The sequence below is a fragment of the Nocardia sp. NPDC057668 genome (assembly GCF_042799795.1).
Classification (GTDB): Bacteria; Actinomycetota; Actinomycetes; order Mycobacteriales; family Mycobacteriaceae; genus Nocardia.
In genome coordinates this window covers 894,413-909,586 of sequence record NZ_JBHVIC010000001.1, presented here as the reverse complement: position 1 = coordinate 909,586, position 15,174 = coordinate 894,413, and the positions used below count along the sequence as shown (strand labels likewise).

General features: G+C 69.4%; 15 protein-coding genes. 9 read left to right on the top strand and 6 right to left on the bottom strand.

The annotated features are described in order from the left end of the window. Nucleotides 1-316: 316 nt before the first annotated feature. On the top strand, nt 317-550 hold the full coding sequence (gene secG, locus ACFVBH_RS04255; protein WP_354986422.1) for a preprotein translocase subunit SecG: 234 nt from the start codon (nt 317-319) through the stop codon (nt 548-550). Between the two features lie 146 nt (nt 551-696). Then, on the top strand, nt 697-1,377 hold the full coding sequence (locus ACFVBH_RS04250; RefSeq protein WP_378999680.1) for a DUF1361 domain-containing protein: 681 nt from the start codon (nt 697-699) through the stop codon (nt 1,375-1,377). Between the two features lie 66 nt (nt 1,378-1,443). Here ACFVBH_RS04250 and fadD8 read toward each other — a convergent pair whose 3' ends face one another. From fadD8 to ACFVBH_RS04235, 3 genes are read right to left on the bottom strand one after another with little or no spacing between them, the layout of a single operon-like run. Then, complete coding sequence (gene fadD8, locus ACFVBH_RS04245; protein WP_378999678.1) at nt 1,444-3,051, bottom strand: fatty-acid--CoA ligase FadD8; 1,608 nt, start codon at nt 3,049-3,051, stop codon at nt 1,444-1,446. Between the two features lie 31 nt (nt 3,052-3,082). After that, complete coding sequence (locus ACFVBH_RS04240) at nt 3,083-4,276, bottom strand: Nonspecific lipid-transfer protein (RefSeq protein WP_354986425.1); 1,194 nt, start codon at nt 4,274-4,276, stop codon at nt 3,083-3,085. A 39-nt stretch (nt 4,277-4,315) separates the two neighbouring features. Further along, nucleotides 4,316-5,164 carry an SDR family NAD(P)-dependent oxidoreductase gene (locus ACFVBH_RS04235; RefSeq protein ID WP_378999675.1) on the bottom strand — a complete coding sequence of 283 codons (849 nt, stop codon included), beginning with the start codon at nt 5,162-5,164 and terminating at the stop codon, nt 4,316-4,318. 54 nt (nt 5,165-5,218) lie between these two features. Here ACFVBH_RS04235 and ACFVBH_RS04230 point away from each other — a divergent pair, with 54 nt between their 5' ends. Then, complete coding sequence (locus tag ACFVBH_RS04230) at nt 5,219-6,202, top strand: alpha/beta hydrolase (RefSeq protein ID WP_354986427.1); 984 nt, start codon at nt 5,219-5,221, stop codon at nt 6,200-6,202. A 112-nt stretch (nt 6,203-6,314) separates the two neighbouring features. Here the strand turns inward: ACFVBH_RS04230 and ACFVBH_RS04225 are convergent, their stop codons facing one another. Then, nucleotides 6,315-8,108 (bottom strand): serine/threonine protein kinase, encoded by a 1,794-nt coding sequence (locus ACFVBH_RS04225; protein ID WP_378999672.1) that lies wholly within the window; start codon nt 8,106-8,108, stop codon nt 6,315-6,317. A 150-nt stretch (nt 8,109-8,258) separates the two neighbouring features. Here ACFVBH_RS04225 and ACFVBH_RS04220 point away from each other — a divergent pair, with 150 nt between their 5' ends. Together ACFVBH_RS04220 and ACFVBH_RS04215 are read left to right on the top strand one after the other, a co-directional pair. Further along, entirely contained in the window at nt 8,259-8,807 is a 549-nt protein-coding gene (locus tag ACFVBH_RS04220; protein ID WP_378999669.1) for an HD domain-containing protein, read from the top strand. Between the two features lie 95 nt (nt 8,808-8,902). Continuing rightward, nucleotides 8,903-9,100, top strand: a complete 198-nt coding sequence (locus tag ACFVBH_RS04215) for a hypothetical protein (protein ID WP_378999667.1) — start codon at nt 8,903-8,905, stop codon at nt 9,098-9,100. Between the two features lie 189 nt (nt 9,101-9,289). Here ACFVBH_RS04215 and ACFVBH_RS04210 read toward each other — a convergent pair whose 3' ends face one another. Beyond that, nucleotides 9,290-9,967, bottom strand: a complete 678-nt coding sequence (locus ACFVBH_RS04210; protein WP_378999665.1) for a class I SAM-dependent methyltransferase — start codon at nt 9,965-9,967, stop codon at nt 9,290-9,292. 72 nt (nt 9,968-10,039) lie between these two features. Here ACFVBH_RS04210 and ACFVBH_RS04205 point away from each other — a divergent pair, with 72 nt between their 5' ends. Then, on the top strand, nt 10,040-10,930 hold the full coding sequence (locus ACFVBH_RS04205) for a helix-turn-helix transcriptional regulator (RefSeq protein ID WP_378999663.1): 891 nt from the start codon (nt 10,040-10,042) through the stop codon (nt 10,928-10,930). A gap of 57 nt (nt 10,931-10,987) precedes the next feature. Here the strand turns inward: ACFVBH_RS04205 and ACFVBH_RS04200 are convergent, their stop codons facing one another. Continuing rightward, nucleotides 10,988-12,148: a lactate 2-monooxygenase gene (locus ACFVBH_RS04200; RefSeq protein ID WP_354990992.1), complete on the bottom strand. Its 1,161-nt coding sequence runs from the start codon at nt 12,146-12,148 to the stop codon at nt 10,988-10,990. Nucleotides 12,149-12,245: 97 nt separating this feature from the next. Here ACFVBH_RS04200 and ACFVBH_RS04195 point away from each other — a divergent pair, with 97 nt between their 5' ends. The 3 genes from ACFVBH_RS04195 to ACFVBH_RS04185 all read left to right on the top strand — a co-directional run bounded on the left by ACFVBH_RS04195 (nt 12,246) and on the right by ACFVBH_RS04185 (nt 15,162). Then, the gene (locus tag ACFVBH_RS04195; protein ID WP_354990993.1) at nt 12,246-13,295 is read left to right on the top strand and encodes an Lrp/AsnC family transcriptional regulator; all 1,050 of its coding nucleotides are present in this window, start codon (nt 12,246-12,248) and stop codon (nt 13,293-13,295) included. Nucleotides 13,296-13,453: 158 nt separating this feature from the next. Next, on the top strand, nt 13,454-14,173 hold the full coding sequence (locus ACFVBH_RS04190) for a hypothetical protein (protein WP_354990994.1): 720 nt from the start codon (nt 13,454-13,456) through the stop codon (nt 14,171-14,173). Between the two features lie 98 nt (nt 14,174-14,271). Continuing rightward, nucleotides 14,272-15,162, top strand: coding sequence for an ADP-ribosylglycohydrolase family protein (locus tag ACFVBH_RS04185; protein WP_378999659.1), 891 nt, complete (start codon nt 14,272-14,274; stop codon nt 15,160-15,162). The last annotated feature ends 12 nt before the right edge of the window (nt 15,163-15,174 follow it).

Genomic DNA, 15,174 nt, shown 5'->3' with positions numbered 1-15,174 from the left:
GATACAACAGTATTCAGACACAATGTCGATTCAGAAATGCTCGAAAACTCTGCCACAACACCCCTCGGTGACTCCCGCGATGTGATGCCACCACGCCCACGCCCGTTCCAGGCGCACCCGCGCAACCATCCGAACCGAGCCCGCTGCCGCCCGCCCGCGCCGAGCTCCCCGCAAGTTCGAACACAGGTGCGATTTCCGAGCCCACCCGACACCCCGCCCGCCGCCCTCCCACCACAAACCGCCCGCCCCGAAACCACGTGCGCGTCCCCAGGGGGGTTGGCGATTCTCCCCCTGACGACCGCGTATTATCCGTGGAATGCGCATGTTCCTGGATATCCTCCTGATCATCACCAGCGTCCTGCTGGTGTTGCTGGTGCTGTTGCATCGCGCCAAGGGTGGAGGTCTTTCCAGCCTGTTCGGTGGCGGTGTGCAGTCGAGCCTGTCGGGTTCCACCGTTGTCGAGAAGAACCTCGACCGGATCACGGTGTTCGTCGGCGTCATCTGGTTGATCTCGATTCTCGGCATCGGCCTGGAAATCAAGTTCTCCTGACCTCATAAGCTGGGTAAGTAGCCCGGGTGTCGCCACTGCGACACCCGGGCTACTTGTGCTGGGCGGGGTGTGCGCGGACGGCGTTCGCACTGGGGCGTTGCGGAAAATTCCCGGGCGCGGGGTCGGGAGCCGTGCATGATGGAGCGATGGACTTGGTTGATGCGGTCGCGCCGAGCCTCGTGGGGGTATTGCGCCGTGATCTGTGGTGGATGAGCTGGAATACCGTATTGGCTTGGATTCCAGTCGGTCTGGCGTTCGTGGTGTTCCGCTGGGCGGGGCGCAAGGACCGGCGGCTGTCGCCGGCATGGTGGGGCGGCGCGGTGCTGTTGCTGCTGTTCCTGCCGAATTCGCCCTATGTGGTGACCGATCTCGTGCATCTGCGTGACACCGTGCGGGCGGTCGGGGACGGCCCGGTCGTGTCGACTGTGTTGCCGGTGTACGTCGCGTTCATCGCCTCGGGCTTCCTCGCGTACTACCTGGTGCTGGCCGAGCTGGGCCGCTTCCTGGAGCAGCGGGGCTGGGGCCGGTGGCGGACTCCGGTGACGCTGGCGGTGCATCTGCTGTGCGCCGTGGGCGTTTTCCTGGGCCGCTGGGTGCGGCTCAACAGCTGGGAGCCGGTCGTGGAGCCGGTGGGCACCCTCGAGCGTATGGTGCTCGCTCTCACCTGGGAGTGGGCGCCGATTCTCATCGCGGCGGTGTTCGCCGCTACGGCGTTGGGGCACTTCGTGACTCGGGCCGTGGTGGAGACGGGCGCGGTGAGCGTGCGTCGCGGAGTGCGGCAGGTGCGCGCGCTGCGCCTCGGGCCGCCCAGCGTGGATCAGGCGTGAACGACTCGGGCCGAGCGCCTTTCGGCAGCTCGGCCCGAGAGTGGACGGCCGGTCAGGCCGGGGCGATCACGCCAGCCCGAGGCGTTCGGCCGCGAGCACCCGGATGACCTTCTTGTCCGGCTTGCCGAGTCCGGTCAGCGGCAGCTCCTCGACCAGCAGCACGTGCTTGGGCACCTGCACGGAACCCTTGCGCTGCTTGACCGCGGCCTGCACCTCGGCGATGACGGTCTCCACGGCGGCCGCGTCGCCCGCGGTCTCGGGATCGAGCACGACCACCGCGGTCACGGCCTCGCCGTAGTACGAGTCCGGCACACCGACCACGGCCACGTTGCGGACCTTCGGATGTTCGGACACCACGTCCTCCACCTCGCGGGGGAAGACGTTGAACCCGCCGGTGACGACCATGTCCTTGCTGCGGCCGACGATGAACAGGAAGTCGTCCTCGTCCTGGCGGGCCAGGTCGCCGGTGCGCAGCCAGCCGTTGTGGAAGGTCTCCGCGGTCACCTCGGGCAGGTTGAGGTACCCGCCCGCGAGCAGCGGTCCGGACACGCAGATCTCGCCGACCTCACCGGGCTCGACGACGTTGTCGTCCTTGTCCAGCAACGCCACTCGGATCGCGGTGGACGGCCGCCCGCACGAGGCCAGGCGCGCCTTGTCGTGCTCGTCCTTGCCCAGGTAGCTGATCGCCATGGGCGCCTCGGACTGCCCGAAGTACTGGGCGAAGATCGGCCCGAAGCGATCGATGGCCTCCTGCAACCGATTCGGGTCGATGGCCGCGGCGCCGTAGTACACGGTCTCGAGCGAGGACAGGTCGCGGGTGTGCGAATCCGGGTGGTCCAGCAGCGCGTACAGCATGGACGGCACGAGCATCGTGGAGCTGATCTTGTGCTCCTCGATGGCCCGCAGCACCTCGCCCGGCTCGAAACGCGGCAGCACGATGCACTGGCCGCCGAGCAGCACCACCGGCAGGAAGAACGCCGCGCCCGCGTGCGAAAGCGGCGTGCAGATCAGGAATTTGGGGTGCTTGGGCCACTCCCATTCCGAGAGCTGGATCTGCGTCATGGTCGCCATGGCCTGTGACGTACCGATGACGCCCTTGGGCTTTCCGGTGGTGCCGCCGGTGTAGGCGATGGAAATGACGTCGTCGGGCCGCAATTCGACGGCCTGCACCGGACGCGGCTCGAACTTCTCGGCCGTGGCGAGCAGGTCGATGCCCACGTCGGACAGCTCGTCCGGCACCGGGCCGAGCACCAGGACACGATTCAGGCCCGGCACCCGGTCGACCAGTTCGCGGGCGCGCTGCACGAACGCGGGCAGCGGATCCAGGATGAGCGTGGTGATGCCCGCGTCCGCGAGCACGTACGCGTGATCGTCCAGGCCGCCGATGGGGTGCAGCGCCGTGCGGCGGTGGCCCGCGATCTGGCCCGCGCCGATGGTGAACAGCACCTCGGGGCGGTTCAGCGCGAGCACGCCGATCGGGGTCCCGGACACCACGCCGTGTTCGGCGAAGGCGTCGATGTAGCGGCTGATGGCCTTCAGGACCTCGCCGCCGGTGAGCACGGTGTCACCCAGGGTCAGCACCGGCCGGTCCTTGTGGCGGCGCAGTCCGGACACGAGCGCGTGCCCGTTGTGCACGGGCATCCGCAGCCGGGTGTCGGGATCGATGGTGGTCATTGCTGTCTCCGCTCCGAGCGATGGGTTCTGGTCAGGCGTTGTAGCCGCGGTAGAGGGTGACGACCACCGCTCCGCCGAGGCCCAGGTTGTGCGCGAGGGCGGTGCGCGCGCCCGCGACCTGCCGGTCGCCGGCGAGTCCGCGCAGCTGCCAGGACAATTCGGTGGCCTGGGCCAGGCCGGTGGCGCCGAGCGGGTGACCCTTGGAGATGAGTCCGCCCGAGGGGTTCACCACTACCCGACCGCCGTAGGTGGTGGCGCCGGATTCGGCGAACGCGCCGGATTCGCCCTCACCGCACAGGCCCAGCGCCTCGTAGGTGATGAGTTCGTTGATGGTGAAGCAGTCGTGCAGTTCGATGACGTCGACCTCGCCGATGCCGACGCCGGAGGCGGCGAACACCTTCGAGGCGGCCGCGCGGGTCATGGGCGCGCCGACCACGTCGATCATGGAACCGGTGGAGAACGAGGTGCCGTCGTCGGTGGCCAGTTCCTGGGCCAGGATCTCGATGGCCTGGTCCTCGAGCCCGTGCGCCTTGACGTACTCCTCGCTGACCACGACCGCGGCGGCCGCGCCGTCGGACATGGGTGAGCACTGCGAGCGGGTGAGCGGGCCGTGCACCGGCTTGTCGCCGAGGACCTGCTCCAGGGTGTAGGCGTCCTGGAACTGCGCCAACGGGTTTCGCGTGGAGTGCTCGTGGTTCTTGACCGCGACGGCCGCGAGCTGCTCCGGCGTGGTGCCGTACTGCTTCATGTGCTCGATGGCGGCGTTGCCGAAGAACTGCGTGGTGATCGGGGCCTGGCTGAACTCGTAGTGCTCGCGCATGACGGCCAGGTGGTGATCCACGGTGGTGGCCTTGGGCCGGGTGGCCGGGCCCGCCATGGACTCCTTGGTCATCTGCTCGAAGCCGACCGCCAGGGCCACGTCCACGATGCCGGCGCCGACCCATTCGCGAGCGAGCATGAGCGCGGTGGAGCCGGTGGCGCAGTTGTTGTTCACGTTGACCACCGGAATACCGGTCAGGCCAACGTCGTACAGGGCACGCTGGCCGGCCGCGGACGGCTGGAAGACGTACCCGACGGCGGCGCGCTGCACCTGGTCGTAGGTCACACCGGCGTCGCCGAGCGCTCCGTTGACGGCCTCGGCGACCATCTGCGGGTAGGTCCACTCGCGGGAACCGATCTTGACGAACGGCGTCATGTTCACGCCGACGACGAAAACGCGTCGCATAACTTGCTGTACTCCTCTGTGCTGGAACGGATGTGGGGGTCAGTCGGCGCGCGGGACGCGGCCGTCGATATCGGTGAAGCCGTAGTCCCCGGCGAGGTCGGCGACCTTCCAGGCTTTCCCGGTGCGCGCCTTGCGGTTCGGATCCGCTGCCAGGGCGACCACGGCGCGGCCGGGGAAGCGCGGGGTCTCGGCGATGTCGAGATCGAAGGAGCCCTCGCCGGGCAGGGTGACGATGCGGCGGCCCTCGGCGTCGGCCGGAACCATCTGCAGCAGCTCGGTATTGACGATGCCGGGCCAGATGGAGACGGCGGTGACCTCGGTATCGGCCAGGTCGTGGGCGAAGTCGGCGGTCAGGCGGTCCACCGCGGCCTTGCCCACGCCGTAGACGGCGTTGTGCATCTGGCGTTGCGCGCCGGGGGAGGAGACGTTCACGATGAGCCCGCCCGATTCGATGAGCAGGGGCGCGGCGAAAACGCTTGCCACATAGTGCGATCGCACGCCGATGTCGAAGCCCTCGTCCCAGGCTTTGGGCGGCACGTCCCAGAACTTGCGGCCGATCCAGCGCGCCGAGCCGGGGGCGTTGTAGACGTTGTTGACCAGCACGTCGAGGCGGCCGTGCTCGTCGCGGATCTGCGCGAAGAGTTTCTCGACCGCGGAGTCGTCCTTGTGGTCGCAGACCACCGCGACGCCGGTGCCGCCGAGTTCGTCGATTTCGGCGGCGGTGCCGCCCACGGTCCCCGGCAGGTGCCCGGGCGTGGTCGTGCGGCCGGTGACATAGACGGTGGCACCGGCCGCGCCCAGCTCCAGGGCGATGCCCTTGCCGATGCCACGGCTGGCTCCGGTCACCACGGCGACCCGACCGGCGAGAATCTTGGGTATTTCGCTCACGACCTCTGGACACTACCTTGAAATAGGAACGTGTTCTAGAAATTGGAGGCAGCAGTGGAGCTGACGCATCGGACGGTGGATACCGGGGACATCCGGATGCACGTCGCCGAGCAGGGGGAAGGGTTTCCGGTCGTCTTCTGTCACGGGTTCCCGCACACCTGGTTCATGTGGCACAACCAGCTGGATGCGCTGGCCGCCGCGGGCTACCGGGCCATCGCGCCCGACCTGCGCGGTTACGGGCGGACCGATGCGCCCGCGGACCCGGCCGCGTACACCAACGAGGCCGTGATCGGCGATCTGCTCGCCCTGCTGGACGACATCGGCGCGAACAAGGCCGTGTTCGTCGGCCTGGACTTCGGCGCGCAGCTGGTCTGGGAACTGGCCCTGCGCGCGCCCGAGCGGGTGGCCGGGGTCGCGGTCCTGAACAATCCGTTCAGCCCCCGCCCGCCGCGCCCGCCGTCGGCGTTCTGGACGCGTGCGGCCGAGAAGCACTTCCTGCACCTGTCCTACTTCCAGGAGCCCGGGGTCGCCGACGCCGAACTGGCCGCCGATCCGCGCGGGTTCCTGGCGCGGGTCTACTACTCGCTCAGCGGCGAGTACCACTACCTCGACACCTGGAAGAACCCGCCCGGGCTGGGCTACCTGGATGTGCTGCCCGAGGCTCCGCCGCTGCCCTGGCCGTGGCTCTCGCAGGCCGAATTCGACACCCTGGTCGCGGATTTCGAGCGGACCGGGTTCACCGGCGGGCTGAACTGGTACCGCAACCTGGACCGGAACTGGGAGCTGACCGCCGCGTTCGCCGACGCCAAGGTGGAGGTGCCCGCGTTCTTCCTGTACGGCGAGAACGACCCGGATATGGAGGGGTTCAGCGGGCGTGACCCGCTGGCGACGCTGCGGGCCAGTCTCACGGATCTGCGTGCGGTGGTGGAGGTTCCGCGTGCGGGGCACCTGGTGCAGCTCGAGCGGGCCGACCTGGTCAACGACTTCCTGCTGGCGAGCTTGAAGGCGCTGGGGGTCGGGTCGGCCGTGGCTTCCTGAGCCGGGACCGCCCGGCGGGCTCGGGTGCGTGGCGCGGACGGCCCGGGATCGGTCCGCGCCGCGCTCGCGCGGGGGTGTCCCGGCGCGGCGGAGCGGCGTCCGACCGCAACGATCAGGTCAGCGGCGCCGCTGTCCACCAGGTGCGCATCTCCTCGATCGTGTGGAGTTCGTACAGGTTCGAGGTGAACATCAGATAGCGGTCGCGGTCGTCGTTGCCGTCGAAATAGGTGATGAGCCCGTCGCGCCGGGGCGGGCCTTCGCCGTGGAACTCGTAGTTGGCGTAGGTGTGCCCGGCGTTGACGTCCTGCCGGCCGGGCAGCGTGGCGTGGGCCCCGACGACCGAGCGGACCTCTTCGGTGTCGGTGTATCCGTAGATCTGATAGATCGGCAGGCCGGTGCCGTAGCAGGTCCAGCGGGTCAGCCACGCGCCCATGTCGGGCTCGTTGTTCCCGGGCTTGTTCGTCGCTGTGGAGCCCTTGGTGGTTTCGCAGGTGGCGTTCTTGTGCCCGGTGGCTTTGTAGTTGCCCGAGGGCGTGAGTTCGACATCGGCGAACATGTACGGGAATTCCGCTGTGATCGCCTTGGCCATGGCGTCGAAATCCTTTGGGCCGGAACCGCTGTCCCGTTTCATGGCCACGCCGATGCCGATGGCCACCGCGATCGCTACGACCAGGCCCAGGCACAGGCCCACGATGAGCCCGGCCGAGGATCGGCGGGGCGTGCGATCGTGGGGGATCGGTGACATGTTGTAGGCGGGCTGGGGGCGGGGAACGTGCTGGTAGGGAGCAGGACCCGACGGCTGCGGAGCGGGCGCGTAAGGGGCTTGCGCCGACGGTTGCGGGGCGGGTGCGTAGGACGCGGGACCCGATTGTCGAGGGGGTGCATAGGACGCGGGGTTCGACGGCGCGGGTGAGTAGGGAGCGTATTCACGAGGTGCCGCGGGCGGCCCGGCGTCGGCGGGCCGGTGGCCGCCCGGCTCGCGCCGCGCCCGCGATGGGTCGGCCGGCATCGGGGGCTGCGGGTCCGATCTGCGCGGGCTGTGTTGCGCCGGTGCGGGATTGCGCGTGGTGGGCGCGGCCGGGGTCAGGGCGCGCAGCATGGCGTCGGTGAATTCGACGGCGGTCGGGAACCGGTCGACGGGCCGTTTTGCCAGGGCGCGGCGCAGGACGGCGTCCACCGCCTGCGGCAGACCCGGTCGGTGCGTGCTCACCGCGGGTGGATCCTGCTGGAGGTGTCCGCGAATGATGTTGCCCGGCTGCGGCGAATCGAACGGCGCCTGCCCGGCGAGCAGGAAGTACAGCGTGCATGCCAGCGAGTACTGGTCCGACCGGCTGTCCATCGGCTGGGCGGTCAGCTGCTCGGGCGAGGCGAATGCCAGGGTGGCGGTGAAGGTTCCGGTGCGGGTCAGATGGGTGTTGTCCTCGCGTAGTCGCGCGATGCCGAAATCGGTGAGATACACCCGCTGTTGCCCGCCGACGGATTTGGCGAGCAGGATGTTGGCCGGTTTCACGTCGCGATGCAGTACCCCCGCGCCACCCGCGTAGTCCAGTGCCGCAGCGGTTTCCGCGGCGATCTGCACCGCGCGCCGCGGGTCCAGGGTGAGCGGATCCAGGTGCGCGGCATCGACGCCGTCGACGTACTGCATGGAGATCCACAACTGATTGTTCTCGACCCCGCGGTCGTAGACGGTCACGATGTTCGCGTGCTCGAGTTGCGAGACCAGATCGGCCTCGCGCTCGAATCGTGCACGAATCTCCTTGTCGTCGAACAGTTCCCGGTTCAGCAGCTTGAGCGCCGTCTTACGCGGCAGCCGCGGGTGCTGGGCGAGATACACCGATCCCATTCCGCCCCGCCCCAGCTGTCGCTCGATGGTGTATCCGGCGAATACCTCACCCGTACTGAGCATTCCCGCCCCTTCCCGCGTCCCGCCCCGCCCGGTCGCCCGGACGCGTCGATGGTATCGGCCCGGGCATCGGGTCGCGGGCCGCAGGGCGGTGTCATCGCGGGTGCGCGCTCGAGCTGTGGCACCGCGTCCGGGCGATTACTGTGGCCCGGTATGGACATCGCTGGGATCCGCCGGGAAGTCGATCGCCGCCTCGAGCCCTGGTCCGAGCAGCTCGGCGCCGACCGCCCGGGCTACACGAACCACTGCCTGCGCGTGCTCACCCTGTGCGACCGCCTCGCCGCTCCCCACGGCTTCGTCGCCACCGACCGCGAGGAGTTCCTCACCGCCGGCGCCTTCCACGACATCGGCGTCTGGTCCGCGAACACGTTCGACTACCTCGAGCCGTCTGCTGCCCTGGCGACGGCCTGGCTCACGGACAACGGCCGTGCCGACCTGATCGACCTGGTCGCCAGGATGGTCGACCAGCACCACAAGCTCCGCCCCGCCGCGACCCCCGACGACCCGGTGGAGATCTTCCGCCGCGCGGACGCCATCGACGTAGAGTTCGGCATCCTGGGCCGCTTCGGCGTCCCCCGATCCACCTACCGCGAGCTCTCCCGGGACCTCCCGGACGCAGGCTTCCACCGCCGCCTGCTCCGGTTGGGCGCGAAGCGAATCCGCACGAATCCGCTCTCGCCACTGCCCATGCTCAAGTGGTGACGGGCACCGCCGTATAGGGCATGTGCCCGATAGTGCCGGGCGGGATCGCGTCCTACGTTGGAGATTTCCTATCCGACCGTAGAACAGGACATCGCATGAAGAAGGTCGTTGTTGTTGCCGTCGTCGCCGCGGGTCTGGCCATTCCCACCGCATCCGCCGGCGCGGAGACCGCTCCCGCGCCCGTCGCGGCGTCGGCTGCCCCGGTGGGGTCCAGCTCGGAGGATGTGTTCTGTGCCGTGCTGCGGTTTCTGAAGGGTGGGTGGGCCGGGCGGCCCGCCGACTGCTCCTTCTGAGATCGGGGTCGTAGCGGTCGAGGCGGGGCCGGGGACGAGTTGTTCCCCGGCCCCGCCTCGTTCGGTGATACGCGGGGGCACGGTCGTTGACGGGACACGCTGTGTGCGAGAAGCGTTGTGCACCGGCGAATCCAGCGCACTCGAACGCGCGGCCCGGTTGTGCCCGGGGTGTCGAGAAGCCTGCGGGTTTCAGGCCGGGCGGGTGGCGCGGTAGTAGGTGATCCGGCCGATGGCGCGGTGGGGGCGGGATTCGGTTGTTTCGCAGGTGAACCCGGCGGAGCGCAGGAGGGTGGGGATGGCGTCGCCGAGGTTGCCGGTGACGTGGGGGTTGGACAGGAGGCGGCGGGCGGCGTAGCCGTCGGCGGGGGTCACGTCGCCGCCCACGTCGACCAGGTGGAGTTGGCCGCCGGGGCGCAGGGTACGGAAGGCTTCGGCGGCGAGGGCGGGTTTCACCTCGGCGGGGATGTGATGGAGCATGAACGCGGACAGGGTGCGGTCGAACGTGGCGTCCTCGAAGGGGAGATCCTGGGCGTAGGCCAGCCGGTATTCGATTCCGTTGCGGCCGTGTGACTTCGATTCGGCGCGGCGCAGGGCCAGGGGATCGGGATCGGTGCCGGTGATCTCGGCGCGGGGGTGGGCGGCGAGGGCGGCGAGGGCGAGATTGCCGGTGCCGCAGCCGATTTCCAGGACGCGCGCGCCGGGAGCGATATCGGCGTGGCGCAGCAGGGTCCGGTGGACGCCGCGTGCGCCCAGCAGACGGGTGAACAGGTCGTAGAACGGGAGCATCGCGTCGCGGCCCGCGGCGGGGAGGTAGTCGTGATGGCCGTGCCGGCCCGTGGACTCTGCGGCAGGAGTATTTTTCGTCATGTCATTCATGATGTGCGGCATCTGGGCCGCATAATTGGCCGATCATCGGCAGAATCAGGATTATCTTTGGTTATGGCCTCGCGCACCTATCCGGTTCGTTACGAGGCGGGCGTGCCGGTGTACCGCTACTCCGCGGACCCGGCCGTGCCGCCCATGTCGGTCGTACGGTTCACCGTCGGCGCACCGCCCGCGCAGGGCAATCCGCACATCCACGACTTCCCGGTGCTGATGTACGTCGACAGCATCTTGCCGGAGGCGGCAGGCGTGCGGATCGGGGACATCTACGTGGTGTCCCCGGGCGTGGTGGTCGACGGTGCGGGCGTGCATCTGGCCGGGGCGGCGGGCATTCTGTTCGATCCCGCCGCCCTCGGGGACGACACCACCGCGCCCTGGCCGGCCTGGCGCGCCCACCCGCTGCTGTTCCCGTTCCTGCACGGGATACCGGGCGGGCTGCTGCGATTGCATGTGCCGCCGGAGCGGCAACCGCTGTGGGAGAGCGCGATCGCCGCGATCGAGGACGAATTGTCCGGCGGCCGAGCCGGATACCGCCAGGCCGCCGCCGCGCATCTGACGCTGCTGCTGGTGGACGTGGCGCGCCTGGCCGTCGATGTGGTCGGCGACCTGCGGCGCAGCAACGAGGCGGTGCTGGCCGACGTCTTCGAGGTGATCGAGCGGGGGTTCGGGGAGCCCCTGTCGCTGCGGGACGTGGCCGGCGCGGTGGGAATGACCCCGGCCTACCTCACCACCCTGGTCCGCCGCCGCACCGGCCGCACCGTGCAGGACTGGATCCTCGAACGCCGCATGAGCGAAGCGCGCCGCCTGCTCGGCGAATCCGACCTGTCGATCAGCGAGCTGTCCCGCCGCGTCGGCATCGCCGATCCCGCGTACTTCACCCGGCTGTTCCGCCGCGAGCACGGCACCGCGCCGCGGGCTTGGCGCGCGTTGAAAACCGCTTCGGCATAGGCGGATTCCCGTGGTCGCGCTGACCCGCGACCACGATGTCCGCCCCGCTGTGCGGCCTCAGCGCACCGGGCGCATGGCGTCCCGGGTGATGTCGGCCAGGGTGGGATACCCGTCCACCGCCATGATCAGATCCGCTTCGGCGAGCAGCGAGCGCAGCACGTGCACGATGCCGTCCACCCCGCCGAGCGCCAGCCCGTACGCGTACGGGCGGCCGATGCCGACGGCGGTCGCGCCCAGGCCCAGCGCCTTGATGATGTCCGCGCCGGAACGCACCCCGGAGTCGAACAGCACCGGCAGCCCGTCGGCGGCCTCGACCACGTCGGGCAGCAGATCCAGGGCCGGAATGCCGCCGTTGGCTTGGCGGCCACCGTGATTCGAGCAGTAGATGCCGTCCACGCCGAGATCACGGGCGCGGCGCGCGTCCTCGGGGTGGCAGATGCCCTTGACGATGAGCGGCAGCGTGGTGAGCGAGCGCAGCCACGGCAGATCCTCCCAGGTCAACGGGTTGCCGAAGACCTGGATCCAGCGCAGGATGGCCGACTGCGGATCCTGTTCGGGCGACTGCGCCAGCGCCTTGCGGAAGACCGGATCGCTGAAGTAGTTCGCCAGGCAGTGGCCGCGCAACTGCGGGAAGTTGCCGGTGGACAGGTCGCGGGGCCGCCAGCCCGTCACCCAGGTGTCCAGGGTGACCACGATGCCCTTGTAGCCGGCCGCCTCGGCGCGCTCGACCAGGCTCGCGGCCAGATCCCGATCGGTGGGGGTGTAGAGCTGGAAGAAGCCGGGGGTGTCGCCGAATTCGGCGGCGACGTCCTCGAGGGGGTCGACCATGAGGGTCGAGGCGACCATGGGCACACCCGTGCGGGCCGCGGCCTTCGCGGTGGCGACATCGCCGTGACCGTCCTGCGCACACAGGCCGATGACGCCGATGGGGGACATGAAAACCGGTGCGGGCAGCTTCATTCCGAACAGATCCAGGGACAGATCGCGTTCCTTGGCGCCCACGAACATGCGCGGCACGATGCCCCAGTGGTCGAAGGCTTCGACATTGGCACGCTGGGTGCGCTCGTCGCCCGCGCCGCCCGCCACGTACGACCAGATCGAGGGCGGCAGGGCCGCCTGCGCGCGCTGCTCCAACTCCGCCGCGCTCACCGGGTAGGCGGGCACCACGCCGCGCAGCCCGTTGAAATAGATCTCGTTCTGATAGTCACCGAATGCCACGATCAACCTCCGCTGTGAGTTGGCTCGCCCGTCATTGTGCGAGACTGGTCGCCTGGACCATTCGAATCGCAGGAATTCGCCGTGAGGAACTGGACGCGTGCAGGATGATGTCAGGCTACTGACCGAAGAGGATCTCGCACTCATCCACGCGCTGCAATTGCGACCGCGGGCCTCCTGGACCGAACTCGGCGGGGTGCTCGACGTCGATCCGGTGACCGTGGCCCGGCGCTGGCAGCGGTTGCACGAGCGCGGCGACGCGTGGGTGTGCGTCTCGCCCGGGCCCGCGCTGTACGACGACGTCTGCGCCGCCTACATCGATATCGACTGTGCCGCAGGCGAAACCGCGACGGTGGTGCGGATGCTCGCGGCGCATCCGCACATGCTGACCCTGGAACGCTCGGCCGACGGCAATCGCATCTTCGCCACCGTCGCCACCGGCGATCTCGAGCGGATGGCGACCTACACCCTGGACGTGCTGCCCGCCCTGCCGCACGTGGTCGCCGTGAAAGCGCAGATCGTCACCCACTGGTTCGCCGAGGGCGGCAGCTGGCGCATCGACGCCCTCGCCCCCGGCCAGCGTGACCGCCTGCGCGCCCAGCCCGATCCCACCCGCGCGGATCGCCTGCGCCGCCGCCTGACCGATCTCGATCGCGCCATGCTCGGCCACCTCTCATTGGACGGGCGCGCCTCCCACCAGGCGCTGGCCGCCGCCCTCGGCATCAGCAATTCCACCGTCAAACGTCGCCTCGACGAGCTGACCCGCCTCGGTCTACTGTCCTTCCGCTGCGATTTCGCCCGCCCGCTCGGCGGCTGGCCGGTAGCGGTCACCTTCCGCGCCACCGCACCCGCCGCGACCCTCCCCGATATCGGCTACAACCTCATCCGTCTCCCACAAACCCGCAACTGCGCGGCGGTCAGCGGCCCCAACAACATCGTGCTGCAGGCGGCCCTGCACTCGGTCTCCGAGGTAACCCGCTTCGAAAACCAACTGGCCACCCTCCACCCCGATCTCACCATCGCCGAACGAGCCATCACCCTCCGCCACGAAAAACTCCTCGGCCGCATCCTCGACCCCCACGGCCGCACCAGAGCCACGGTCCCCCCGGATATCTGGCAACCCCCGACGCTGTCCGATCGGCGTCGGTGAGCCGATCGCTCGGGTCGCTGACGGCCCGGACCCATCCTTGCCGTGGGTGAGTCCGGCCCGGGACGAAGCGTGCGCCATGTGTGCCGTGGTCGACCCGGCGATCGGGATCGAGTAGTTATCGGCGTACCGCGTCGGGTGATGTGACATACGGTGTCGGCGTGAGTGATTCAGTGCACGAGGCCGGTGGCGTTCGAAACCTGTCGAGACGTGGCCCGGTCGGCGAGATGGCGTGGGTACGGGAGTACTCGCCGTGGTTCGGGTTGGGGCTGATCGGGCTGATTGTTGCGGCCGCAGGCGGGGGATTGCTGGTCGGGGTGCTGGTCGGGCGACGGCTCGAGCCGCTGGGGTTGGGCGAATTGGCGTGGCCGGAATGCTCGGTCTACGTGAAATTGCTGGTGGTGCCGCTGGTGGTGGGGCTCGCTTTCGCCGCGACGGTGATCGGGCCGCTGCTGCGCACCGGGGCGCGACCGGCGCTCTCGGCGTCGCGGCTGGGGTGGGGTACGGCGGTCGCGGCCGTGGTGGTCGCGGTGTTCTGGGTGGTCGCGTCGGCCGTTGCGGCTCCGATGTCCGAGCGCGGATCGCGGTGGGTCACCGAGGCGTCGGACGAGTCGCTGGCGCACTACGGGGTGTATCTCGCGCCTCCGGATTCAGCGGTGGTGTCGTTCCTGTCCGCGGTGGCTTTCGCGGCGGCGGTGTCGATGGCCCTGGTCTTCGCGATTCGGCGCGGTGCGGCGGCCGGGGTGCTTACCCCGGTTCGCGCCGTCGTGCTGGTAATGATCACGTGCACAGCGGTATTCGGGATCGTGTTCAGCGTGCACGCTACTTACGCCAAGCACACCTGGCAGCGAGAGGTCACCGAACCCGCGCATACCTGGTAGCGGTCACGGCCCGAAGCAGGCGGCGGGCGTCGGCGTACCCGAAAACTCGCCGGGCGGGATCGGAAAATTCGGTGGCGGCGGGCAATACCGTGGAACACATGGCCATCGCGGTGCAAGTCGAGCGAGCGTACGGTTCCCTGGTCGGGTTGGCGATCGGGGACGCGTTCGGATGCTGCTACACCGACGCGCTCAATCACGCCGCGCTGCGGGAGCGTTCACTCCTGGCGGGGCCGTGGTTGTGGAGCGATGACACCGAGATGGCCTGCTCGGTGTTCGCCGTGCTGCGCGAGCTCGGGCGGATCGATCAGGACGCGCTCGCGAAATCCTTTGCCGCGCACTACGACATCTACCGGTGGTACGGGCCGGGGACCGGGCGGATCCTGCGGCTGATCCGGGACCGGGGCGGGGACTGGCGCGAGCTGGCGGGGCGGGCCCGGGACGGGCGGGGATCGTGGGGGAACGGCGCGGCCATGCGGGTCGCACCGGTGGGCGCTTATTTCGCCGGTGACCTCGACCGGGTTGTTCGAGAGGCTGCCGCCTCGGCGGTGGTGACCCATGCCCATGCGGAAGGGGTGGCGGGGGCCGTTGCCGTGGCGGTAGCTGCGGCACTGGGTGTTTCGGATCCGGGATTGCGCGGCGAAGCACTGCTCGCGGCGGTCGCGGAGCACACCCCGGGCGGTGCTGTCCGGGAGGGCATCTCCGCCGCCGGCGCGCTCGGGCCGCTCGCGGACATCGCGGAAGTTATCGCCCTGTTGGGGAACGGGAGCCGGACCTCCGCACAGGACACCGTGCCGTTCTGCCTGTGGATCGTCGCCGAGCACGGCGCGGACGTCGCCGAGGCGCTGTGGCGGACGGCGGCCGCGGGCGGGGACATGGACACCACATGTGCGATCGTCGGCGGGATTCTCGGTGCGCGGCTCGGGGTTTCGGGACTTCCGGACGAACTCCGGGAACGCTGCGAACCCCTGCCGGAGTGGATTCGGCAGTGATTCGCAGCGGCC